The sequence below is a fragment of the Fibrivirga algicola genome (assembly GCF_011742925.1).
Classification (GTDB): domain Bacteria; phylum Bacteroidota; class Bacteroidia; order Cytophagales; family Spirosomataceae; genus Fibrella; species Fibrella algicola.
Genome location: NZ_WAEL01000011.1, coordinates 129,918 through 153,272, shown reverse-complemented (window position 1 = coordinate 153,272; position 23,355 = coordinate 129,918). Strand labels below are relative to the sequence as shown.

Here is a 23,355-nt window from a genome sequence, read left to right as displayed (position 1 = left end):
CATAGAGGTAGATTCAATGAGCCATACCAACACACAGCCCACCGAGGAACGTCAGACGAAAGTCAGCCATGTGTTAGTGACCCAATCCAAACCCGCCGACGATAAATCTCCCTACTTCGATCTGGCCGAAAAGTACAATATCACCATTGACTTCCGGCCGTTCATTCAGATTCAGGGTGTTTCCTTCAAGGAGTTTCGTAAGCAGAAGATCAACATACTGGAACATACGGCTATCATCTTCACAAGCCGGAATGCGATCGACCATTTCTTCCGTATCTGTCTGGAGGCGCGCATCGACGTACCTGCCGACATGAAGTACTTCTGTATCTCAGAGCAAACAGCCAATTACCTGCAGAAGTATATCGTGATCAGAAAGCGGAAGATCTTTTCGGGTACGAAAACCGCTCGGGAGCTTTTTGACCTGATCCGGAAGCACAAGACAGAGAAATTTCTGTTCCCTTGCTCAAATATTCGGAGCAACGATATTCCCGACTTCATGGATACCGGAGGATTACATCTGTCGGAGGCTGTGATGTACGAAACGGTTGCTACTGATCTGTCTGATCTGGATGTCAGCCATTTCGACCTGATTGCCTTCTTCAGCCCATCGGGGGTTGCGTCCTTGATGTCGAACTTCCCTGATTTCAAACAAAATGGTATCCGTTTAGCCGCCTTTGGGCCTACTACTGCCAAAGCCATCACGGAAGCCGGCCTGACTTTAGATATCGAAGCTCCACTGCCAAACGCTCCGTCGATGACAGGTGCGCTGGACCTATACATTCGGAAAGCTAACAATAGTTAAGCCTTAGACGTTAGAGAGAGGTCGATATCAGCATAAAAAGCTGGTATCGACCTTTTTTTCGGTCAATATTTTGTGTTTACGGGCGTTAATCAGGTAATTGACCAAGGTAATGACTGCTCGTATTTTCTTCGTCTATGCTTCGCAAACTCTACGTATCTATTGGTGGCTGGCTGCTCGCGCTTACGGCGTTCGGACAGCAAGACCCTCAGTTTAGCTTTTTCCCCTTCGCGCCCACATTCTACAATCCGGCTGCGGCTGGTTCTGAAGGACTTACGCGAATTCAACTTATCTACAGAACCCAGTGGGCTGGTTACCAGACATCTGCAGGTGCAGGTGGAGCGCCGACCACACAATTACTGACGGCTAACCTGCCTCTGACCCGCCTCAACAGCGGCGTGGGCATCTATGCGTTCAATGATGCCATTGGTCCGCAAAGTAACCAGTCAGTACAGGTAGCCTACGCCTATAGATTGCCACTAAAATCAGGTACGTTGGCATTTGGCGTCCAGGGCGGGGTGTACAACAAATCAATCGACTACAGCGACGTGATTGTAAGAGATCCGGGCGATCCCTTGATTGGAACGGGTAAGGTATCACAACTCCAGCCAGATGTTAGCGCAGGTATTCATTACAATACAATTGATTATTGGGTAGGCGTGAGCCTGTTTCACCTGAATGCTGCCAGCTACAAGCTTGGTACCGTCAATGGGATCAACCCGATGTCGCGAACGGCATACCTGTCGGCGGGGTACCGGCTTGGCCTAAGCTATGCCGTAGACGTTCAGCCGTCTCTTCTCTATAAATACAGTACAGAAGCGGGCCCGCAAGCCTCATCGCTCGATCTAAACCTGTTAGCCACGGTAAACAACCAATATTTTGGCGGGGTAGGCTACCGAACTGGTGACGCGATAACAGGTATGATAGGCATCAATCTGCTGGCTGGAAATGCACTGCGTTTAGGCCTTTCCGGCGATCTGATTACCACAGGTGTGACAGCCAAGCGACCAGCCTCGTATGAATTTATGCTGAGTTACGCGTTACCTGCTCCCAGCACAAATAAAAAGCCGATCATTCGTACTCCAAGATTCCGATACTAACCCCACTTTTTTAACGTTTTGGGACTAACCAGGGGGCAAAGTCGATAAATTGGCGTTATTGTTGTGAGGCAGTTTGGAGCCACAGATTTACTTTTGACTGTTTAGGTCTTCTGCCGCCATTTTACGCAGGAACAGCTTCGATCTGGCAATCAATATTTACATACAATAACCGTGAGGATTTTCGTTCTTACGTCAGTCTTGCACAAGTTTTATGCAGTTTATACATATGAAATCGAACCGAATGCCGGCACATACACTCCGGGGCGTATTGGTTGTGGCGACAGTGCTGGTTTTGCAGAGTTGCGGCTTTGTTAAATCTAAATTTGGGGGAGGGAAATCAGGCGACGTTGGTGTGAACAACGGTGAAATTGTGGCTAAATCACGGCCCGGTTACCGACAGACCACACCATACGGAATGGTTCTGGTGCCTTCCGGCTCATTCATCATGGGTCAGGCCGATGAAGATATCGCGGCTACTCAAATCAACATGAACCGTCGGGTAACCATCAGTTCGTTCTACATGGACGATACGGAGATTACCAACCATGAGTATCGGCAGTATGTAAATGCCATGCTGGCTGACTCTGCCGCCTCAATTGGTGAAGAAGAAATCATGGCCAAGTATTACCCCGATACAACTGTCTGGAAAAACGACTTTACTTACCACAACGGTGACCCAATGCTCGAGTACTATTATAGCCACCCGGCGTTTGATACGTACCCAGTTGTTGGTGTAAACTGGAAAGCTGCTCAGCATTTCTGCCAGTGGCGTACTAATTTGTACAACGACTATCGCACTAAAGAGAACCTCGTGAATGCGCCTCGTTTCCGGCTGCCCTCAGAGGCCGAGTGGGAGTGGGCTGCCCGCGGTGGCAAACAGGGTGCTAAATACCCCTGGGGTAACCCATACGTAGCAAACGGAAAAGGATGCTACTTGGCTAACTTCAAACCACAGCGCGGTAACTTCGATGCAGACGGGTATCCATACACGGCACCTGCTAATCAGTATAACGCCAACGAGTATGGCCTATACAATATGGCGGGTAACGTAGCCGAATGGTGCCGCGATGCTTATGCCGAAAATGCTAACGCCATCGTCTGGGATATGAACCCCGACAACCAGAACGCCGATGAGCCCCGGAAAGTGGTTCGTGGTGGTTCATGGAAAGATATTGCCTACTACCTCGAGTCAGGTACACGTACCTACGAAGATGAGAATGCCCGTCGGTCATACATCGGATTCCGTTGCGTGATGGACAACCTTGAAGGCCGTACTGCATCGGCACGGGGTGGTCGTTCTTCGGCTGGTCGCTCGTCGTCAACGAAAGCATCAAAGTCTAGCAGCAGCAACAAAGGCATGCGCGCCAGCAAATCGTAACCCTTTTCAATTCCACTTTTTTAATAATCATCTGTAAACCAACTCATGGCAGCAGGAAAAGTAAATTTCTTTTGGGATCGTCTCGTTCCTACCGTTTATAGTGCCGGTGCCGCCGTTGTAATCTTCGGAGCCTGGGCCAAAATCACCCACAATGAACAGTTCGGCTTTATGCTGACAGTGGGCTTGCTGACAGAGGTAGTAATCTTTGCGCTGTATGCGATTCAGAGCTTTACGCAGCCCGTTACATCGGGTGATGATTATGCCTGGGAGCGTGTGTATCCTGAGTTAGCCCCCGATTACAAAGGCGAAACCCGCAAAGCCGTGGCAACCCCACAAGCCAATGGGTTGACCGCCAATATGGATCAGATGCTGGCACAGGCGAAGATTACCCCTGACGTGTTCGAAAAACTGGGGTCAGGCTTTCAGAATCTGAACACGACAGTGTCTAAGCTAACTGATCTTACAGATGCGACCGTTGCTACGAATGATTATGCACGCAACGTGAAGTCAGCCTCTGGGTCAATTTCCGAAATGAACAAGTCATATGGTACGGCCATCACTGCCATGAATTCAATGGCCGACGCCACTACCGATGCCAAAGATTATCGGGATCAGTTCCAAAAGGTAACCAAGAACATGGGCGCGCTGAACGCCGTGTATGAATTGGAACTCCAGGATACCAACAAGCACCTGAAAGCGATGAACGCTTTCTACGGTAACCTGACGTCTGCTATGCAGAACATGGCCGATGCCAGCAAAGACACGCAACAGTTCAAATCTGAACTGGCGAAACTGACGGGTAACCTCGCTTCGCTGAACAACGTCTACGGCAGCATGCTGACAGCCATGCGCGGCAGCAACCAATAAACCAGTTTATCGTTCGATGTTTGGTGTTCGACGTTGCGCTGCTATCGGGCAATGCAATTGCAAACGCCAAACATCAAATGGTATAGGTAGAGCATCTTTCCAATCAAACTACATTTAATCACTACCAACTAATGGCAGGTGGAAAAGAGACACCCCGTCAGAAAATGATCGGGATGATGTATCTGGTATTGACCGCATTACTTGCGTTGCAGGTAACCTCGGCCATCCTGGAGAAATTCGTCCTGCTGAACAACTCGTTAGAGCAATCAACGGGGTCAGCCAATCGGGTCAATCAAGAGACAATAGAGAAAATTCGGGCTGCAGTTAGTAAAACGGGTAACCGCCCTGCCGACGTAGCCGTATTGCAACAAGCCGATCAGGTGCGTAAGAAAGCCGCCGACATGATGAGCCAGATCGATGCGCTGAAGCAGGAGTTGATTACCGATGCGGGCGGCGGAACCGATGAGCAGGGAAACATCAAGAACCTGAGCGAAGAAGAGAAAGTAGCTCAACTGCTGGTAGGCAACAACCGCAACGGAGCAGCCTACAAACTACAGACATCGTTGAACCAGTATACCGATGACTTGTCGAAATTGGGCAATGCTAAGTTTGCTCCGTTAGCCCTTGATGGTAAAGACGATCCAATCGCGCAACGCTCAAACGAGCAGCGGACAAAAGACTTCGCTACACTGAACTTTGCGCAAACGCCTGTACCAGCTGCATTGGCTGTACTGAGCCAGAAGCAGGCCGATGTGCGCCGGATTGAAGGCGAAACGCTGGATTACCTAGCCTCGAAAGTAGGTGCGCAGGACGTGAAGTTCGACAAGATCATGGCCATGTTGAGCATGGACTCAAAAGTGGTTGTGGCCGGTACGAAATTCAAAGGCGAGATGTTCCTGGCGGCTTCGTCATCGGGCATTCAGCCCCGGATGAGCCTCAGCGGCGGTCCGGTTCGGATGGACAACGGTCGTGGTATCATTGAGTTCACGGCACAGGGTGGCGCTTATGACAAGAATGGTCTGGCTCGTCGGGTGCTATCTGGTTCGATCTCGTACAACGCGCCGGATGGCACCGTGAAAACGGTTCCGCTCCAGGCTGAGTACTTTGTGGCAAAGCCATCGTATCAGGTAGAGACGGGTACGATGCCTCCGCTTTACCTAGGTTGCGAGAATAAGCTGAGCATTCAGAGCCCACAACTGGGAGCCCTGTGGAATCCGAATTTCTCGGCTGATGGTGCAGCTGTACTGCAATCAGGCGAGAAAGGTAAGATTACGGTCGTGCCTAATTCGCAATCTGTTGCACTTAATATCAGTAATGCTGGTAACCTGCTTGGTACAGAGCGTTTCCGGGTCAACCGGGTACCACGTCCGTCTATCGAATACCTTGTTGGTGGACGACCAGCAACGGATCCACGTGGTGTGCCAGTAGGTTCAGCTCGTAGCATTAGCGTTCGTGCAGTGGCTGACCCAAGCTTTGCAGCTTTCGCACCGAACGACGCCAATTTCCGGGTAACTGGGGTAACTATCAACCTTGTTCGTGGCACCCGCCGCGTTAAAGGACCTTTATCACTTGGTCCGGGTGGAGGCTCATTAGGTGAGATGGCTGCTGAAATGGAGCCTGGTGATCGTCTTACAATCCAAGTAGAGGGCGTTCAGCGGCGCAACTTCCGTGGTGAAACCAGCGACGTTCCGATGGGTAACCTGCTGCAACAAATCTCCTTATATTAACTATACTAAAGCGGCTTTCGGGCCGTTTTTAGTGCATAGACAGGTAAAGAACACAGGCTATGAAGCAAGTGACAATGATACGGACGATTGCTCTTACTGCTACGGCAACGCTGGCGCTAATGGGCGGCTCGGCTATGGCGCAGGAGCGTGACAATAGCAAAGCCAACTCGATGTCGGTTCGTCCTATCGACGACAGTGACATTATGATGAAGAAAACCCTTTGGCGTCGTATCGACCTGAAGGAAACGCAAAATCGCAGCATGTTTGCCAAAGGCAATGAGATCACAAAATACCTGATCGATGCCGTGAAAGCTGGCCTGCTCGACGCGTATGAGAATGACTCATGTGTGAAGAAGATTTCACCTGAGAAGTTCCACGAGCGGTTGCTGATTCCTAACCAGGAGGGGGGCTTGTCAAAGGAAGAGATTGAAGCTGGCTTTGGTAAGCCAAATGATACGAAAAGCGACGGCTGGGATACTCCTAAAAAGCAGGATGCCCCCAAAACAGCGACTAAAAAGCCAGTTGATGATGGCTGGGGAACACCTGCACCGAAGGCTACAGCTAAACCTGCTGATGATGGCTGGGGTGCTCCTGCTCCGAAGAAAACGACCGCTAAAAACACCAAGGGGAAGAAGGGCGCTAAGACGACGCAACCGATTGCTCCAGTTGTGAAAGATACTGTTGCTGTTGCACAGACAGCTCCTGCATTGACAGGTGATGAATACTTCGCTAAAGAGTTGAGCGTGTTGGAAGTAATGGAAGACTGGATTTTCGACAAAAAGCGGTCACGCCTTTACTATGATATCCAAACGGTGAAGATGTTGCTGCCTGCTGATAAAAACGCGGCTGGCTTCGAATTACCCATTGCGACGTTCAAGTACAAAGATCTGGACAAGTTATTCCGGTCAGACCCTAAGAAGTTTGTTTGGTATAATACACAAAACCAGGCCCAGCACAAGAACTTGGCCGATGCGTTTGACCTGCGTCTGTTCTACGGTCGGATCACGAAAGTAGCTAACCCAGAAGACAAAGAGCTAGTTGGTATTTACGGCGATAAAGAAGGTCTGTTGAAATCGTATCAGGCTGAATATGACCTGATGGAAATCGAGCACGGTCTTTGGGAATACTAAGCATATCGATGCAGTTACGCCACATCTTCAAGATACGGTGTACCTAAGAGTTACTAAAAGAGGGCCTGTGCTGATCAGCACAGGCCCTCTTTTGTTTTCTTTCAGCTTCGAGTTTACTGCGAGCGAAGCTGCCAACTACGTACCCAGTTACACTTCCTGTTCCTGCGCGTTGAAGTAGGCTTTAACCTTCTGGGCCTTGTCGTCGCCAATCAATTCAGCAATCGCGGCTACATCTGCTTCTTTAATCTTCTTAACGCCCTTGAAATGCGATAGTAACTTGCCGGCGGTTTTTTGGCCAATCCCCTCGATGCCTTCCAATTCACTGATCAGGCTGTTCCGACTACGCTTATCACGGTGATGCGTAATACCAAATCGGTGGGCTTCGTCGCGGCAACGCTGAATCAGTTTTAACGATTCCGAGCGTTTATCGAGGTACAGCGGTAAGGTATCTTCGGGGAAATAGATCTCTTCCAGTCGTTTTGCAATGCCGATAATTGGGATTTTTCCGTAGAGGTTCAACGCTTTTAAGGCATCGCAGGCGGCACTGAGTTGTCCTTTACCACCGTCAATGATGATCAGATCGGGTAAAGGGCCATTCTCCTCCAGCATGCGGCTGTACCGACGAGTCACTACTTCGTGCATGCTGGCAAAGTCATTGGGGCCAATAACAGTCTTAATACTGTAGTGCCGGTATTCTTTGTTAGCAGGCTTCCCGTCAATAAAGCACACCATGGCCGACACTGGGTTAGTACCCTGGATGTTTGAGTTATCAAAACACTCGATGCGGTTCGGGAGTGCTTTTAACTGCAGATCCTGCTTTAGCTTGATCAACACACGGTCTTTCTTACTCGAACTGGCCGTTGCTTCCGCGGCCTGACGTTCCTGTCGTTCGCGGCGGAAATAGAGTACGTTTTTCAGCGACATATCCATCAGCTTGCGCTTGTCGCCAATCTGTGGAACGGTCACCTCCGCCTTTAGGTCCGTATCGAGCGGAATGTTGGAAATGATTTCTTTCGCCTTACTACCATACTGATCCCGAAACTCAACGATCATCATCGTCAGGAGGTCAGCGTCGCTTTCTTCCAGTTTCTTTTTGATCTCAACCGTATGCGTCTGAATGATGGTACCGTTTACCACCTTCATAAAATTAACGTAGGCAGAGACGTCATCAGAGGCAATGGTGAACACATCAGCGTCGGCAATCTTCGGGTTCACTACCGTCGATTTACTCTGGAACCGTTGGAGTACATCGAGCTTGTCTTTGTACTGCTGTGCCTGTTCAAACGCCATCGTGCCAGCCGCTTCGACCATCCGGCCCCGAAAATAATCCTGGGCGGGTTTGAGTTGCCCTTTCAGAATGGCGTGAATCTGCTCAATATCGGCGTTGTAATCAGCTTCGGCCTGTTTCCCTTCACAGGGACCTTTGCAGTTGCCAATATGATACTCCAGGCATACTTTAAACTTGCCCGCTTCGATGTTTTCAGGAGCCAGGTTATAATTGCAGGTACGTAGCGTAAAGAGTTGGCTAAACATCTCCAGCACTGTGTACATGGGCTTTAAATTGGCAAACGGCCCGTAATACGTTCCCTGACCGCGCTCTATCCGCCGCGTGGTGACCACACGGGGAAAGTGCTCATTGGTTACGCAGATGAATGGGTACGTCTTGTCATCGCGCAGGAGGATGTTGTAGCGCGGCTGGTATCGTTTGATTAACTGGTTCTCGAGGAGCAGCGCATCAAATTCGGTGTGGACGATCGTAAACTCGATTTTCCTGATCTGACTAACCAGCCGCTGTGTTTTGCGGTCATGCTGGTTCGATTTGACGAAATAGCTGCTGACGCGGTTTTTCAGGTCTTTGGCTTTGCCAACATAAATAACCTCCCCCGTAGCATCGAAATAGCGATACACGCCGGGCTCATGAGGCACTCTGGCCAACTCCTTTTTATAATCGAATTCTGGCATGATAAAATAACGAACGTACCCAGCTAAAGGTTGCCCATTTTGAGCCTGTCTAAGGGCTACAAGTAAGCAAAATACCGACTTAGCAACGTACCTGCGTCAATTCAGAATTTCATCCTCGTCAGTCGGGGCGATCTGCGGAGGAATGTAGCGCTGCGTCGAGTCGATATAGTAGCCACCACAGTCTACTTTGTAGCCGTTTGGTTTCAGGAAAGGTCCCGGCTTATACTTAGTGAGCGATTTATCAGCGTATACCTTCTGCATAAACAAAGCCCAGGCGGGCATGGCTAACCGTGCGCCCTGGCCAAAGGCAATGTCTTTAAAGTGAATGGAACGTTCATCGCCACCCACCCACAAGCCTGAGACAAGGTTCTGGGTGATCCCCATAAACCAGCCATCGGAGAAGCTCGATGTGGTGCCGGTTTTGGCCGCAATCTGATTTCCGTTTTCCAGCAGCTTATACTGGCCAGCTAGTCGTGCCGCTGTGCCGCCTGGGTCTTCGGTGGCTCCGCGCATCAGGTATAGCATGTCATAAGCTTTCTGGGCGCTGATTACCTGCACGGCATTCAGCGTGAAGTTGTGCAAGATGTTATCATTCTTGTCCGTAATCCGGTAGATCGTGATTGGCTCAACCCGGTGGCCGCTGTTGGCAAACGTGCAGTAGGCCGCAACCATATCCATCACCGACACATCAGCGGTACCGAGGCAGAGCGTTGGGTTCTCCATAAAGCCGGTAGTATCGATACCCAGGTCAGCGGCCGTTTTCTTGACCGCAGCAGAACCTGATTTTTTGATCAGGCGTGCCGAAACACTGTTCACCGATGCGCCAATGGCCTCGCGCAGCGACAACGCCCGCCCGCTATACCGACCTGTTGAGTTTTTAGGAACCCAGGCACGCGGGCCATTCCCGTCTTCGTACGGCTCAAACCGAACAGGGCTATCGGTTACCCGATCACAGGTGGTAAAATAGTTGTTATTTAGGGCTGTCAGGTAAACAAATGGCTTAAATGTGGAGCCCGGTTGACGTTTTCCCTGGGCTACATGGTCAAATTTCATATGCTTAAAATTGATACCGCCAACCCAGGCCCGAACGTACCCGGTCGTGGGGTCCATTGATACGAAACCGGTGTGCAAGAGCCGTTTGTAATAACGTAGCGAATCAAGCGTACTCATGATGGTGTCTTTTTCCATCCGCCGGTTTGCATAGGTAAACACCTTCATTTTAACGGGCTTATTTAATTCGCGCCAGATCGTCTTCGTATCGTCGCCGTAGACCTCTTTTAACAGGCGGTAGCGGCTGGTCTTTTTGACAGCGTTTTCAATGAAGTTGGGCATCTCCTGCCAGTCGCCGCGTGCGTTTTTAAACACCCATGGATTACGACCGCGCCACTGTTGGTAAAACTTACCCTGCTGATCCCGCATGTTCGCCATAACGGCAGCTTCAGCGGCTGCCTGCATGCGAGAGTCGAGGGTTGAATAGATCTTGAGACCGCTGGTATACAGGTTCAATTCTTTACCGTTTTCCTGATTATACTGTTTGATCCAGTTTTTGAGGTACTCTCTGATCGAAGCGCAGTAGTACGGAGCCTTATTTGTATTCTGGTTCTCGATGTTAAAATCGAGTTTTAGGGGCTTGATCTTATACGTGACGTATTGCTCCGTAGTCAGGAATTTGTACTTCTTCATCTGGCTCAGCACCACATTGCGCCGCTCGCGGGCCCGATCTTCAAACACGCGCGGATCGAACAGCGACGGATTTTTCAGCATGCCTACCAACGTGGCGCTTTCTTCAACCGACAGCTGCCAGGGTTCGCGGTTGAAATACGTTTTGGCCGCCGTTTTTATACCATACGTATTATTGCCGAACGATACCGTGTTCAGGTACATCATGATGATCTCCTGTTTGGTGTAGTTCCGCTCCAGCCGCGCAGCCAGAATCCATTCTTTTGTTTTGGCAATAATGAGCCGTATCACCGGAAGGTTACCCAGAATACCCTCGTACTTCTCTTCACGCGTATTAAAGAGGTTCTTGGCCGTCTGTTGCGTCAGCGTGCTACCACCACCGGTGCTGGCAGTGTTCTGAAACGTAAGAATACCCGTAATGGCTCGGGCAATTGACCGGGCATCAATACCCGAATGCTTCATGAAGCGGGCATCTTCAGTAGCCAACAACGCCGAGATGACATTGGGCGAAACCTGCGTAATATCAATGGGTGTCCGATTCTCCAGATAGAATTTACCCATCTGAACACCGTCGCTGAAATAAATTGTCGACGCTTCCTGACTCTTCGGGTTCTCCAGGGCTTTCAGGTCCGGCATACCACCGAAAAGCCAGAGAAAGTTAACCGAGACAGCCAGCACATAGAGAATAATGGCGGTCAGAAAAAGTAGTGTATACGTCCAAAGTCGGGAGATGGTGGTGCGGTACTTCCCGGAAGCAAATTCAATCATGGGGGAGGGGAACATTTCAAGTTTCAGCTTCCAGGTTTCAGAGGCTTTGCTCAACACCCACGTAGTAAGCAGCGAAGCCCCTGAAACCCGATAGCTGAAACTCGAAACTTATTTTTATTTCCTTTTCGCCGTCAGCTGCTCAGCGGCGGCCTGGCGTTCTTTTATATGTGAAAGTAATGGACTGAGTGGATAATCGCGAACGAATTCAGTAAGTGCCTGCCGATACGCATCGACGCCTTGCACCCGTCCAATCAGAATAATTCGTAACAACGCCATCTTATCGGCAATCTTCGATCCACCGAACGTACCTAGCGCGGCTTCGGTTCGGGCCAGCGCCTCAGTGCTATTACCCGACTGATACAATTCATACAGCTGAGTATAGGTCTGGTTGGCAGCGATCTCATTCACAGGCCCTTTTCCTGCTGCTGTGCTACCGCTCGCAAGCGCTGTGTTGCCGCCTGCTGCGGTTAGCAACTTAGCATAAGTAGAGGTGGGAAATTCGCTCAGTAGCTTATCCCGCCATGGAGATGGTCTGCCTGCCTGTTCAGCCGAAAGGTGCATTAAATAGTAGGCCTCTGGCTTATAACTGGTATTGGGGTAGCGTGCCATCAGGCGATCGAGCGTAGACATGGCTAGTACCGGTTGCTCCAGTTGAAACTTGTAAAGCTTTCCCTGCCGGTACAGCGCTGATTCGAGCTGGTCGTTCGATTTCTGGAGTGCCTCCGCCGAAAAGGGAATCAACCGGTATAGTTCATCTTTCTTTCCTTTACGCTGATTCAGGGTGTTGGCAACGGGTGGTCGTGTACCCGCAGCGGGCAATGGCACCACCGGATTAGTCGCATCGGCTGGGTTTGATCCATTCAGCGGGTTGTTCTGACCGGCAATGGCCTGCGACGCGTCTTTATTTTGTCTGCGCCAATCATCAGCTAACGGCCTATTTCCCCAAATCTGCATGAATTCCTGTTTCCCCTGCGCCAGCTGAACCGGATTATACAGCACCCAGCGGTCGTTAGGGGCCAGATCCGAGTTGGTAGCCTGGGCACCGGACAGATTGTTGCGGCCAGTAATTTGTCGGGCTAGTTCGGCCTGGGCCGCGTCTGCTTTTTCACGCTCGTCGATCAGTTTGTCCAACAGTTGGTCAAGAGCCGCGGGATTCATCTGTGCCATCCGTTGCAGGCTGTCTTCGCGGTCAATAGTCGTCTGGTTGTTAACAAACTCGTTAAGCGCCTTCTGACGGTTTGCAATTGTCGTATACAGGGCGTGATTCTGGGGAAGTAAAGCAAGCGAACTATCGTAATAGGCCTGCGCCTTGCTGTAGTTTCGCTTCTTTTCGAAATACAGATTACCCATTTCGGCATAGGTAAGTGGAACCTGAGCCGTGTTAGTTAGTCCTGTTTGTACCGCTTTGTTAAAATTAGCAAGAGCCCGATCGTAATTACCCCGGCGCACATCAGCCCGGCCCATTGTAAAGTAAATCTTATCCTTCAGGTCTGAGTTTTTGCGGTCGGCTAGCATCTCCTCAAACCGTCCGGCGTTTCGGGCGAGTTGCTTCGGATCCTTCCCATCGGCCTGCATCAGGTAGATGTTGGCAAAAAACTCCTGATCGTAGTTGGGATGGGTACGCAGCACCTGCTGAAAATGATCTGTCGCCAGTGCCGATTTACCTGCCAATTCATACAGCTGACCGGCAATCAGGTGTAGTCTGGCCGTTGCCTCTGACTTTTTCAGGAGGGGGAAGGTGGCATCCAGAATACCAGCCGCCACGAGGAGTTCACCTTTACGCTGATGCAGATATGCTTTTGTCAGGTAAAATTCTTTTGTGTTGATTTTATTAAGCGGCTGGGCGCGGAGGTATTCTGCCACCGTCAATCCATTCGGAAAATCCCCTGTCTCCGCGTAGGCGCGCATCAGCAGAATGAGTGCTTCGTGCTTGTCGTCGTCATCGGTGCCTTTTGTGTTCACATACTTAAACACTTCAATCGCGTTGGGTAAGTCTTGCCGATATAGGCGCGTTTTGCCAATCAGCACGTAGGCATCATCGACCCATTTGCTGTTCTGGTGACGTTCGGCAACCAGCGACGCCTTTTTGATGGCATCATCGAGTTGAGGCCGCACCGACTGAATCGCGTTTGAATCGAGTGGGAGCAGGATGGGTAATGTTTCATTGTAATTATCCTGCCTGTTTTTAAACAGGTACCGCTCCACTTCGTCAATATCGTCGCGGGCCATTACATAGGCGTTGAAATGAGCTGTAAGGTTGTGATACCCCTTGCTGACAGACCCATTACTATGCTGCGAACAAGACCAAAATCCACCGGACAGCAAGGCAATGAGGCCCAGAGAAGCGATGTATTTAGGTCGAAATTGGTGCATACAAGCTAAAGAAGTTGGTTGTTGCCCCATTGTGGGCCGTACCTTCGTAGAATCGATAAAACAAAGCTGACTCAAGATATAACTGAAACGAACGGGTTACCAGCCAACGTATCGAATCCTGTGCCAGACTGGCGAAATTAGCTATTTTCCGACGATGAATTCACCCGAAACCCCAAACAAGCCTTCTCACGGCAATAACGACGATCGCCGCCCATCGGCCTTCGCGCAGTACAGTGGCATCGGCATTCAGATGCTGGCCACCATTGGCATTGGCGTGTATGCGGGTATGCGCCTGGATCAGTGGCAGGAAAACAAAATGCCCGGCTGGACAATTGGTCTATCCCTGTTTGCCATTGGGGCGTCATTGTACCTGTTTATTAAGCAGCTTCCCAAAAATTGATACCGTCATTCTGACGATGAAGATCCCCATGCTTCGGGTATCTTATCAAAAGTTTATTTGGGCGTTTGGGCAACTGGCCCATTAAAATCATGTTAATCCCGTCAAAAGGAAAATTTACTATTTAATGCGCGACTCGTTGCTGTTAACGGCATTCCTGGGAATTGTATTTTTTGTAGCTGACCGATTCTACAAACCGAGCTGGCTGCACCCGTATTGGCCCTATCTGCTGCTGTTCTATTTCATGTTGTCAGTGTTACTACATAGACTCATGAGTTTCGTAAAAGACCCGAAATCAGCGCAGTTCACCACTTTCTTCATGGCATTCGTTACGGCAAAGCTCATTTTGAGCCTGGTGTTCATGGGCGTTATGCTCTATACCAACGTACCTGCTCGAAAGATCTTCGTATTTAGCTTTCTTGGATTGTATTTAGTTTACACCAGTTTTGAAATCTACGGCCTTACGCGTAAATTGCGGCGCGATTCGTAGAAACGCTTACTTATTTCATATGATGAGTTCGTCAATTAATAGATTTTTGCTTGCCTTTGCCCTCGTATTCAGCACGATTGCTGGTGTATTTGCGCAGGAGCACACTGTAGAAGGTCACGAAGCCCATACAGAAGAAAAGAAAGGATTCAAGGTTGGTGATATGATCACTCACCATATCAGTGATGATAAAGGTTGGGAGTTTGCGCATGGCCTTACCTTACCGCTACCAGTCATTTTGTATTCAGCAGATCGGGGTGTAGAGGTTTTCTCCTCATCACGGCTGGCTCACGGCGAAGTCTACAACGGATATAAGCTCGAGCACGGACACGTTCATCGGGTCGATGAAGCTGGTAAGCCGTTAGAAGATGTTCATGTACGCGATTTCTCGATCTCTAAAAATGTGGCTTCGTTGCTCATCAGCGCGATCATCCTACTTTTCGTTTTTACGTCAATCGCTAAAAGCTACACCGTAAATAAAGGCAAGGCACCGAAAGGTCTTCAGTCGTTCCTCGAACCGATCGTCATGTTCGTTCGTGACGAAATCGCTAAGCCGAACCTTGGTCCAAAATACGAGAAATACCTGCCTTATCTTTTGACGCTTTTCTTCTTTATTCTGGTAAATAACCTGCTAGGCTTGTTACCTGGTGGAGCTAACCTGACGGGAAACATTGCAGTAACGATGGTGTTAGCAGTCATCACGTTCTTCGTGACGAACCTGAGTGGAAACAAGCATTACTGGATGCACCTGGTAAAACCTACTGGTGTACCTGTGGCTTTGTTGCCGATCATGATTCCTGTTGAGATTGTTGGTCTGATCATGAAACCAATGTCTCTGATGATCCGATTGTTCGCCAACATTACGGCTGGTCACATCATCATTCTGGCACTGCTGTCGCTGATCTTTATCGCTGGTCAGGCCAGCGCAGGGGTTGGGTATGGCGTAAGCTTGATCGTAGTTCCCTTTACTCTCTTTATGAACCTGATCGAATTGCTGGTTGCTTTCCTGCAAGCGTTCATCTTCACACTGCTGACGTCGATGTACATCGGTAGCGCCATTGAAGACCATCACGAAGCCGATCACGGCATCGGTTACGAAGGTCCAGGCGAGGAGATCGGTTAGTTTTTTGTTTGCTTTCTTTTGTTTCTTTTTCACTTATAAATCTGTTTGAAGATGTTAGCTTTCATGCTGTCAATCTTATTGGAAGCAACTGGTAGTGTAGCCATCATGGGTGCCGCTATCGGTGCTGGTCTGGCCGCTATTGGTGCTGGTCTTGGTATTGGTCGTATCGGTGGTAGCGCGATGGAGGGTATTGCCCGCCAGCCAGAAGCTGCTGGTCGTATCCAAACCGCCATGCTGATCATTGCCGCCCTGATCGAGGCCGTGGCTCTGTTCGCTGCCGTTATCTGTCTGCTGGTTGCCCTGGCTTAATCGCCCGGTCAGCAGTGCGTATCCTGTCTGAGCATTAGGCAACGACGCACGGGATACACCGAATTTCTAGAGAGCCTGCCAATTGGGGTTGCCGTTGGCAGGCTACTTCTACAACAAAAGAAAGCGTACGATTTTCTTGACTCATTTATTCTATTCATAATTTACTATGGACCTGCTTACCCCCGATATTGGCCTGTTAGTATGGCAAGTAGTCATTTTTGGTTTACTGTTCTTTCTGCTCAGCAAGTTTGCTTGGGGCCCTATCGCATCAAGCCTGAAAGAGCGTGAAAACAGCATTCAGGGTGCCCTCGACCTCGCCGAAAAAACGCGGGGCGAAATGGCGAAACTGAAATCAGAGAATGAGCAAATTCTTGCTCAGGCCCGTGCCGAGCGTGATGCCATTCTTCGCGGTGCTAAGGAAACGGCTGACAAAGTTGTTGCTGAGTCGCGTGACAAAGCTGTTGCCGAAGGTCAGCGGATGCTGGAGCAGGCGCGTGAAGCCATGCAGAATGAACGTCAGGCACTGGTTGCCTCGATGAAGAAAGACGTAGTAAACCTCTCGATTGAAGTAGCCGAGAAAGTACTCCGTCGCGAGCTGGCCGACAAAGCTTCGCAGGAGAAACTGGTACAAGACCTAGTGGCTTCATCACGGTTAAACTAAACGGTAGTAAACCATGGCTATTTCAACGGTTGCTGCCCGCTATGCTAAATCACTGATTGATTTGGCCCAGGAGAAAGGTATTGTGGAGGAGATGTATGGCGACATGCTTTATTTCCAGCGTACCATTGCTGAGAATCGCGCGCTGGGTGTTCTGCTGAAGAACCCAATCGTGCGTAATGCAAAAAAGTGGAACATCATCAATGCGGTGTTTGGCAGCAAGCTGAACCCAATGACGATGTCTTTCTTTCAGATCGTTGCCCAAAAAGGTCGCGATAATATTCTTGAAGACATTGCGGTTGCTTTCTGTACCCAGTTCGATAAACTGAAAGGGGTTGAACGGGCTACCGTTATCACAACGGTACCGTTGACCGAAGAACTGCGTACCCAGTTGAAAGAAAAGGTGAAAACCCTGACAGGTGGCAAAACTGTGGAGTTGGAAGAGAAGCAGGATAGCAAGCTGATCGGTGGGTACGTCCTCCGCGTTGGTGACCGCCAGATTGATGCCTCGCTCCGCAGCCAGTTGAACGACCTGCGTTTGGCATTCATGAATTAAGCAATTCGCGTAATACAGGCAAAAGCCGCCCCAAACCGGGGTGGCTTTTGTATTTTTGTGGGTATACAGCCCAGGACCGCTTGTTAGCAACGTACCTGAGTTGTTACTTCATCGACTTCCCGATAGTTCTAGTTGTTCACGTACCCAAGTTAAGTAGTGATTATCCCTCTTGCCCATCGCGCCACCCAGGCTCAGGAATATTATTTCTCGATCAAACTCGCTGAAGTACGTAAGTTACAGGCGGCCGGTCACGATGTCATTAATATAGGCATTGGTAACCCCGACATGATGCCGTCTGAATCCACCATCAATACGCTGGCAGAAACGGCGCAGTTACCTTCGGCGCATGGCTATCAATCCTATAAAGGTATTCCTGCTCTGCGCCATGGAATAGCTGATTATTACGCTCACACATACGGCGTGACGCTCGATCCGGAAACAGAGTTATTACCCATGATCGGCTCGAAAGAGGCGATTACCCACTTATCGTTGACGTTCCTAGACGAAGGCGATGAGGTGCTGGTGCCGGAACTGGGTTACCCGGCTTATCGGGCGGTGAGTCAGATGGTAGGGGCCAATGTGGTCGAATACACCTTGCTGGAACACGCAGGCTGGCAACCCGACTGGCAGCAAATGGCCGATCAGCTTACGGAACGTACCCGGATCATCTGGTTGAATTACCCGCATATGCCAACGGGTGCACCTGCCACGCAGGGTCTGTTCGAACAGGCGGTTCGGTTTGCGCATGAGCATAAGGTGCTATTATGCCATGATAACCCGTATAGTCTGGTATTGAACAAGAAAGCCCCAATCAGCCTGCTCTCGATCGACGGGGCAAAAGAGGTGGCGGTTGAGTTGAACTCGATGAGCAAGTCGCATAACATGGCGGGTTGGCGGGTTGGCTGGCTAGCCGCGGCAAAGCCGTATATCGATGCCGTACTGACGATCAAAAGCAACGTGGATTCAGGTATGTTTCTGGCCCTGCAACAGGCGGCAGCAACGGCGTTACATAACCCGGACGAGTGGCATGCTGAACGGAATGCCGTGTATCAGGGCCGTCTGGAAGCCGCCTACGCGTTTTTAGATACGCTAGGTTGTACCTACGCTCGCGACCAGGAAGGCATGTTCCTCTGGGCAAAGTTACCCGATAGTATACCGTCGGCTGAAGCCCTGGTCGACGATTTACTGTACAATAAGCATATTTTCATTGCCCCCGGCCTCATCTTCGGTCCAAAAGGAAACCGATACATTCGGGTTTCGCTCTGCATGCCGAAAGAACGGATTCAAGAGGCCGTTAATCGTCTGAATCAAGCAAGTCTCAGCTAGACGAAAGCGGAACAACCTGTAAAATCACAGAAATAAAGTAAACCCTGGTTCAGATGACTATTTCCATTGTTGGTGTCGGTTTGCTCGGCGGATCGTTTGCGTTAGCTGTTCGAGAAAAGTACCCCAAAGCCCGCTTCATTGGGGTCGACGCATCGGCGGTGCATGGCCAATTGGCGTTGGCAAAAGGTATCGTTGACGAAATGATGCCATTGGAGAAAGCCGTCGCGCAAAGCACGCTGGTGGTGCTAGCTACGCCGGTGAATACCATTCTGAATCTGCTTCCTGCTGTGCTGGATAAGCTGCCTGCTAACGGTACTGTGCTTGATCTAGGGTCAACCAAAGAGGGGATATGCGCATTGGCCGATCAGCATGTGAAACGTACCCAGTTTGTTGCGGCTCACCCGATGGCGGGTACCGAAAATTCAGGACCCGGTGCCGCTTTCCGCGAGTTGTTACCCGGCAAAAACCTGATCATCTGCGACCGCGAAAAAAGCCAGCCGGATAGCCTGAGTCTGGTTCAGGCCGTATTCAGCGACATTGGCATGAAGCTGTTTTACATGACGCCACAGGAGCATGACTTACACCTGGCCTATGTATCGCACCTGAGCCATATCAGTGCGTTTGCCCTGGGCCTGACGGTGCTGGAAAAGGAAAAAGACGAGCAGGCCATCTTCGATATGGCGAGCACCGGTTTCAGCAGCACGGTCCGCCTCGCCAAAAGCTCCCCCCAAATGTGGGCCCCCATTTTCGACCAAAACCGCGATAACGTATCGCAGGCGCTAGCCGACTATATCGATTTCCTGCAACGCTTCAAAGCCGTAATCGACGACCGGGACGTACCAGGCTCGCTGGATTTTATGGCCCGTGCCAACGTCATTCGCCGCGTGCTGGAGGGCATCGAGAAGCGGTGAGTAGTGCTTAAACGTAGCAAGTGTTTTTAGCTGACTTGCCACAATTTTGTAAAAAACGCGGTACTGGGGGTTAATAAGGCTTATTGCCGTATTGACTGACGCCATGTATAGAAACAGTATCGCCCTTGTTAGTGGGTTGCTAACGCTTGTACTCCTTATCCTGTCGTGTAAGACCGATGAATTGGTATCGGCCAGGACAGCCAGTATTACCGCCCTCAATTGTTTGAATGCTACCTTCTCGGCATCGGCCACCAGCGGTGCTTCCTACGTGGCTACGGCCAGTATACCCTACACCGGTGGAAATGGCGCCGATTATCCGGCTGGCACCGCCGTTCCTTCAACAGGGGTAACCGGACTGACGGCTGAGCTATTGCCCGGTACGTTGGCAACGGGAAATGGCATGGCCAGCTTTGTCATTAAGGGAACACCCGCATCGGCAGGTACAGCCACTTTTTCAATTTCTCTGGGCGGCCAGTCATGTACGTTAGCTGTACCCGTTACGGCCTCTAAAGCCAGTATCGCTACGTTGACCTGTACGGTCGCACCCGCCGTGGGAGTAAGTGGAACGCCCTATTCAGGGTCAGTAGCTATGGCCTACACCGGTGGAAATGGCGGCACGTATGATCTGTCTTCGGCCGCATCGACAGGAGTTGAGGGGTTGACCGCAACTGTGCAGGCCGGCACATTGGCCGACGGAGCCGGAACACTTATGTATACCATCACGGGTACACCAACTACATCGGGTACTGCCGCATTTACCCTTAGCCTGGGCGGAAAAAGCTGTGAAGTAGTGGTAACCATCAATGCCGCTGCCCCCACGGTAGCCCCGAAAGATACTGTTGCCGTAACGTACCTGGGAACAACCGCTACCGTAAGTAACCCGTTCGAGAGCGAAGGCGTAAAGGTGGCCGTCAGCGGGGCAGACGTGACTGTAACGTCGACCAACACGACCAAAGAAATGGTTTATCTCTTATCGGGCACGGCTACAAGGGGAAGCTTCAAAATTTATAGCCAGTATAAATATAACCTCGCGCTAAAAGGCGTTAGCCTAACCAACAGTTCTGGCCCGGCCATCAACAGCCAGTCGAGCAAAAAAGCGACGATTAACGTAGTAGCGGGTACCACCAATACCCTGGTCGATGGTATCACCTATGCCAGCAGCACCGAAGATCAGAAAGGAACATTCTTTAGCGAGGGCCAACTATATTTTACAGGGACGGGTACTCTGAACGTAACAGGCAATAATAAACACGCTATCGTAGCAGACGATTATATCTACGTCAGCCAGGCTACCATCACGGTAAAATCAGCCGCTAAAGACGGAATCCATGCCAACGATTATTTCACCATGGATAATGGCACGGTCAATGTTACCGCGTCGAGCGATGGTATTGAGGTCGAAGAGGGGTATATCGTTTTGAATGGCGGCAACCTTACCGTCTCAAGCGTCGATGATGGCATTGCGGCAACCTACGAAGGAACAGACACCAAGATCGTTCCGTACATAGCCATTAAAGGAGGGAACATCAATGTGACAACGTCGGGCGAGAAAGGGAATGCCCTAAAAAGCGAAGCGTATACAACGATTAATACAGCAAATCCAGTGATGCTGACTGTTGGTGGCAAAGGGGCAAAAGGCATCAAAACCTCCGGCGATTTCACGCTCTCAGCCGGTACGGTGTCGATCAATACTACAGGATCGGCGTTCTATGAAACAGCGGCGGCCGATATTACGTCGCCGGCAGGTATTAACTGCGACAAGAATCTAGCTATTAACGGCGGCACGCTGACCATCGTCAGCACCGGAGCCGGTGGCAAAGGAATAAGTGTCGATGGTACGGCAACCGTCAGTGGTGGCAAAACGACCATTACCGCCTCGGGAGCAAAATACACCTATAGCAGTACACTGACCAGCGAAGCCAAAGGCTTTAAAAGTGATGGGGCATTTACGATGACCAATGGTGAACTGACTATTGCTGCAACTGACGACGGTATCAAATCGGAAAAGTCAGTAACAATCGTCGATGGTGCGATCAACATCACAAAATCGTACGAAGGTATCGAGTCGAGCACCATTACGATCGACGGGGGAACGATCAATGTGACGGCGACGAATGATGGCATCAACGCCACCTATGGAACCGTTTCCGGTGGAACCGAATCGAACGACAACAGCAACCTGTTCATGAACGGCGGAACGCTGATCGTGGCTGGTAGCGACGCCATCGACAGCAACGGAAATATTACGATAAACGGGGGCGTCATTATCGTTTGTGGTCCAACAAGCCAACCCGAAGAAGGCATCGACTATAACGGCACGTTCCTGGCAAATGGGGGAATTCTGATTTCCGGAGGGTCCAGCGCGAACATGACCAAAGCCATGAGTACCGCCTCAAAGCAGGTAAGTATGTATATCAAATCGAGTGCGCAGCTCGCTGCCAGTTCATTACTGCACATTGAAGATGCCAGTGGTAAAGAGCTGCTGACGTTCAAGCCCCGAAACGCAGTCAGCTATTTTCATTTCTCAAACCCCGCCTTGGCTAAGAGCACACCCTACAAAATATACTTCGGCGGAACCTATACCGGTGGTGGGTTTGTCGGTGGCTCGTCGGGATGGGGCCTGTACACGGGGGGAACATACTCAGCTACCGGTGCTGTGCTGAAAGCCAGCCCGACTATGTCAGGCAGCGCTACAGTTAATACCATATCGTTCTAGGCACAAAGCGTTCTACCCACACAACTAGGTCTTACCTGAGCCGGTTGTGTGGGTTTACCATGTGGCGAATTGAGAAAATGCAGATTGTTGAAAACAGTTATTGGTTGCGATTAGTAACGTAAAGGAGGTCGCCACGTATAGGCTTCCTGCTATCAACAACCAATACCCATGCAGTCAACAACAGACCAAAAGCCTGCTACCGCCTCGGGCACCATTACGCTAGGCGGCGATTTAACCGTAAACCGGCTGGGATACGGTGCCATGCGCATCACCGGCGAAGGCATCTGGGGACCACCCAAAGACCGGGATGAAGCGTTGCGCGTATTGAAACGCTGCCTCGACCTGGGCATCAACTTCATCGATACCGCCGATAGCTACGGCCCATTCGTGTCAGAAGAATTAATCGCCGAAGCCCTGCATCCATATGCGGACGGGCTGGTGATTGCTACAAAAGGCGCTTTGTTACGTACTGGCCCGAACCAATGGCCGGTAGATGGAAGCCGTAAGCATCTGGAGGAAGCGCTGAACGGTAGCTTGAAACGCCTGAAAGTAGAACAGATAGACCTGTACCAACTCCATCGGTTCGATGACAAGGTACCGTCTGAAGAATACCTGGGCTTCCTGAAAGAAGCACAGCAGCAAGGTAAGATCAAGCACATTGGCTTATCGGAAGTCGACGTTGATCAGATCAAGGAAGCGCAGCAATACTTCGAGGTGGTATCAGTACAGAACATGTACAGTTTCGGCCAGCAGAAATGGAACAGCACGCTGAAGTTCTGTGAAGAACAAAACATTGCTTTTATTCCGTGGTACCCACTGGGGGGCGGTGACCTATCGGCCGAAAAAGCGATCAAAAAGGTAGCCGAACGGCATGGTGCCAGTGAATACCAGATTGCACTAGCCTGGTTGCTGGCCGCGTCACCTGTAATGCTGTTGATTCCAGGTACGTCGTCGGTGAAGCACCTGGAAGACAACACCGCTGCCGCAACGATTAAGCTGACCGACGAAGACCTGCAGGACATGCCGCTTCCGCAGTAAGCGTTTTATGCTGCGAGATAGGCCCTTCACCTGGACATTGACCTACCTCA

The 23,355-nt window shown here is 50.5% G+C and carries 19 protein-coding genes; 16 read left to right on the top strand and 3 right to left on the bottom strand.

Features of this window, described 5'->3' with window-relative positions; all coding sequences use genetic code 11:
• Positions 1-16: 16 nt before the first annotated feature.
• From F7231_RS24465 to porN, 6 genes are all read left to right on the top strand, one after another.
• Positions 17-802: a uroporphyrinogen-III synthase gene (locus F7231_RS24465; protein ID WP_085413151.1), complete on the top strand. Its 786-nt coding sequence runs from the start codon at positions 17-19 to the stop codon at positions 800-802.
• A 134-nt stretch (positions 803-936) separates the two neighbouring features.
• Positions 937-1,899 carry a PorP/SprF family type IX secretion system membrane protein gene (locus tag F7231_RS24460; protein ID WP_085413152.1) on the top strand — a complete coding sequence of 321 codons (963 nt, stop codon included), beginning with the start codon at positions 937-939 and terminating at the stop codon, positions 1,897-1,899.
• 226 nt (positions 1,900-2,125) lie between these two features.
• Entirely contained in the window at positions 2,126-3,277 is a 1,152-nt protein-coding gene (gene porK / locus F7231_RS24455) for a T9SS ring complex lipoprotein PorK/GldK (protein ID WP_229370313.1), read from the top strand.
• A gap of 45 nt (positions 3,278-3,322) precedes the next feature.
• Positions 3,323-4,144 carry a type IX secretion system motor protein PorL/GldL gene (gene porL / locus F7231_RS24450; RefSeq protein WP_085413154.1) on the top strand — a complete coding sequence of 274 codons (822 nt, stop codon included), beginning with the start codon at positions 3,323-3,325 and terminating at the stop codon, positions 4,142-4,144.
• Between the two features lie 131 nt (positions 4,145-4,275).
• On the top strand, positions 4,276-5,871 hold the full coding sequence (porM, locus tag F7231_RS24445; protein WP_166693882.1) for a type IX secretion system motor protein PorM/GldM: 1,596 nt from the start codon (positions 4,276-4,278) through the stop codon (positions 5,869-5,871).
• A gap of 59 nt (positions 5,872-5,930) precedes the next feature.
• Positions 5,931-7,001 carry a type IX secretion system ring subunit PorN/GldN gene (gene porN, locus F7231_RS24440; RefSeq protein ID WP_166693881.1) on the top strand — a complete coding sequence of 357 codons (1,071 nt, stop codon included), beginning with the start codon at positions 5,931-5,933 and terminating at the stop codon, positions 6,999-7,001.
• A gap of 147 nt (positions 7,002-7,148) precedes the next feature.
• Here the strand turns inward: porN and uvrC are convergent, their stop codons facing one another.
• From uvrC to porW, 3 genes are all read right to left on the bottom strand, one after another.
• Positions 7,149-8,963 (bottom strand): excinuclease ABC subunit UvrC, encoded by a 1,815-nt coding sequence (gene uvrC / locus F7231_RS24435; protein ID WP_166693880.1) that lies wholly within the window; start codon positions 8,961-8,963, stop codon positions 7,149-7,151.
• A gap of 96 nt (positions 8,964-9,059) precedes the next feature.
• Entirely contained in the window at positions 9,060-11,411 is a 2,352-nt protein-coding gene (locus F7231_RS24430; RefSeq protein ID WP_085413158.1) for a transglycosylase domain-containing protein, read from the bottom strand.
• 114 nt (positions 11,412-11,525) lie between these two features.
• Complete coding sequence (gene porW, locus F7231_RS24425; RefSeq protein ID WP_085413159.1) at positions 11,526-13,784, bottom strand: type IX secretion system periplasmic lipoprotein PorW/SprE; 2,259 nt, start codon at positions 13,782-13,784, stop codon at positions 11,526-11,528.
• A gap of 154 nt (positions 13,785-13,938) precedes the next feature.
• Between porW and F7231_RS24420 the strand changes: the two genes are divergently transcribed.
• The 10 genes from F7231_RS24420 to F7231_RS24375 all read left to right on the top strand — a co-directional run bounded on the left by F7231_RS24420 (position 13,939) and on the right by F7231_RS24375 (position 23,305).
• The gene (locus F7231_RS24420) at positions 13,939-14,184 is read left to right on the top strand and encodes an AtpZ/AtpI family protein (protein ID WP_166693879.1); all 246 of its coding nucleotides are present in this window, start codon (positions 13,939-13,941) and stop codon (positions 14,182-14,184) included.
• A gap of 268 nt (positions 14,185-14,452) precedes the next feature.
• On the top strand, positions 14,453-14,671 hold the full coding sequence (locus F7231_RS24415; RefSeq protein WP_157510640.1) for a hypothetical protein: 219 nt from the start codon (positions 14,453-14,455) through the stop codon (positions 14,669-14,671).
• 19 nt (positions 14,672-14,690) lie between these two features.
• A complete protein-coding gene (atpB, locus tag F7231_RS24410) occupies positions 14,691-15,791 on the top strand; it encodes a F0F1 ATP synthase subunit A (protein ID WP_085413162.1) in 1,101 nt (366 codons plus the stop codon).
• Positions 15,792-15,854: 63 nt separating this feature from the next.
• The gene (gene atpE, locus F7231_RS24405; protein WP_370723402.1) at positions 15,855-16,100 is read left to right on the top strand and encodes an ATP synthase F0 subunit C; all 246 of its coding nucleotides are present in this window, start codon (positions 15,855-15,857) and stop codon (positions 16,098-16,100) included.
• Between the two features lie 166 nt (positions 16,101-16,266).
• A complete protein-coding gene (gene atpF, locus F7231_RS24400) occupies positions 16,267-16,761 on the top strand; it encodes a F0F1 ATP synthase subunit B (RefSeq protein ID WP_085413164.1) in 495 nt (164 codons plus the stop codon).
• A gap of 13 nt (positions 16,762-16,774) precedes the next feature.
• Positions 16,775-17,314, top strand: coding sequence for an ATP synthase F1 subunit delta (gene atpH, locus F7231_RS24395; protein WP_085413165.1), 540 nt, complete (start codon positions 16,775-16,777; stop codon positions 17,312-17,314).
• A gap of 156 nt (positions 17,315-17,470) precedes the next feature.
• Positions 17,471-18,640: a pyridoxal phosphate-dependent aminotransferase gene (locus F7231_RS24390; RefSeq protein ID WP_166693878.1), complete on the top strand. Its 1,170-nt coding sequence runs from the start codon at positions 17,471-17,473 to the stop codon at positions 18,638-18,640.
• A 53-nt stretch (positions 18,641-18,693) separates the two neighbouring features.
• Positions 18,694-19,551, top strand: coding sequence for a prephenate dehydrogenase (locus F7231_RS24385; protein ID WP_166693877.1), 858 nt, complete (start codon positions 18,694-18,696; stop codon positions 19,549-19,551).
• A gap of 103 nt (positions 19,552-19,654) precedes the next feature.
• Positions 19,655-22,267 carry a carbohydrate-binding domain-containing protein gene (locus tag F7231_RS24380; RefSeq protein ID WP_166693876.1) on the top strand — a complete coding sequence of 871 codons (2,613 nt, stop codon included), beginning with the start codon at positions 19,655-19,657 and terminating at the stop codon, positions 22,265-22,267.
• Positions 22,268-22,435: 168 nt separating this feature from the next.
• A complete protein-coding gene (locus F7231_RS24375) occupies positions 22,436-23,305 on the top strand; it encodes an aldo/keto reductase (protein ID WP_085413169.1) in 870 nt (289 codons plus the stop codon).
• The last annotated feature ends 50 nt before the right edge of the window (positions 23,306-23,355 follow it).

Coding starts and splice junctions, on each gene's coding strand:
- F7231_RS24465 (WP_085413151.1), top strand. CDS start 17: ATGAGCCATACCAACACACAGCCCACCGAGGAACGTCAGACGAAAGTC.
- F7231_RS24460 (WP_085413152.1), top strand. CDS start 937: ATGCTTCGCAAACTCTACGTATCTATTGGTGGCTGGCTGCTCGCGCTT.
- porK (WP_229370313.1), top strand. CDS start 2,126: ATGAAATCGAACCGAATGCCGGCACATACACTCCGGGGCGTATTGGTT.
- porL (WP_085413154.1), top strand. CDS start 3,323: ATGGCAGCAGGAAAAGTAAATTTCTTTTGGGATCGTCTCGTTCCTACC.
- porM (WP_166693882.1), top strand. CDS start 4,276: ATGGCAGGTGGAAAAGAGACACCCCGTCAGAAAATGATCGGGATGATG.
- porN (WP_166693881.1), top strand. CDS start 5,931: ATGAAGCAAGTGACAATGATACGGACGATTGCTCTTACTGCTACGGCA.
- uvrC (WP_166693880.1), bottom strand. CDS start 8,963: ATGCCAGAATTCGATTATAAAAAGGAGTTGGCCAGAGTGCCTCATGAG.
- F7231_RS24430 (WP_085413158.1), bottom strand. CDS start 11,411: ATGATTGAATTTGCTTCCGGGAAGTACCGCACCACCATCTCCCGACTT.
- porW (WP_085413159.1), bottom strand. CDS start 13,784: ATGCACCAATTTCGACCTAAATACATCGCTTCTCTGGGCCTCATTGCC.
- F7231_RS24420 (WP_166693879.1), top strand. CDS start 13,939: ATGAATTCACCCGAAACCCCAAACAAGCCTTCTCACGGCAATAACGAC.
- F7231_RS24415 (WP_157510640.1), top strand. CDS start 14,453: ATGAGTTTCGTAAAAGACCCGAAATCAGCGCAGTTCACCACTTTCTTC.
- atpB (WP_085413162.1), top strand. CDS start 14,691: ATGATGAGTTCGTCAATTAATAGATTTTTGCTTGCCTTTGCCCTCGTA.
- atpE (WP_370723402.1), top strand. CDS start 15,855: ATGCTGTCAATCTTATTGGAAGCAACTGGTAGTGTAGCCATCATGGGT.
- atpF (WP_085413164.1), top strand. CDS start 16,267: ATGGACCTGCTTACCCCCGATATTGGCCTGTTAGTATGGCAAGTAGTC.
- atpH (WP_085413165.1), top strand. CDS start 16,775: ATGGCTATTTCAACGGTTGCTGCCCGCTATGCTAAATCACTGATTGAT.
- F7231_RS24385 (WP_166693877.1), top strand. CDS start 18,694: ATGACTATTTCCATTGTTGGTGTCGGTTTGCTCGGCGGATCGTTTGCG.
- F7231_RS24380 (WP_166693876.1), top strand. CDS start 19,655: ATGTATAGAAACAGTATCGCCCTTGTTAGTGGGTTGCTAACGCTTGTA.
- F7231_RS24375 (WP_085413169.1), top strand. CDS start 22,436: ATGCAGTCAACAACAGACCAAAAGCCTGCTACCGCCTCGGGCACCATT.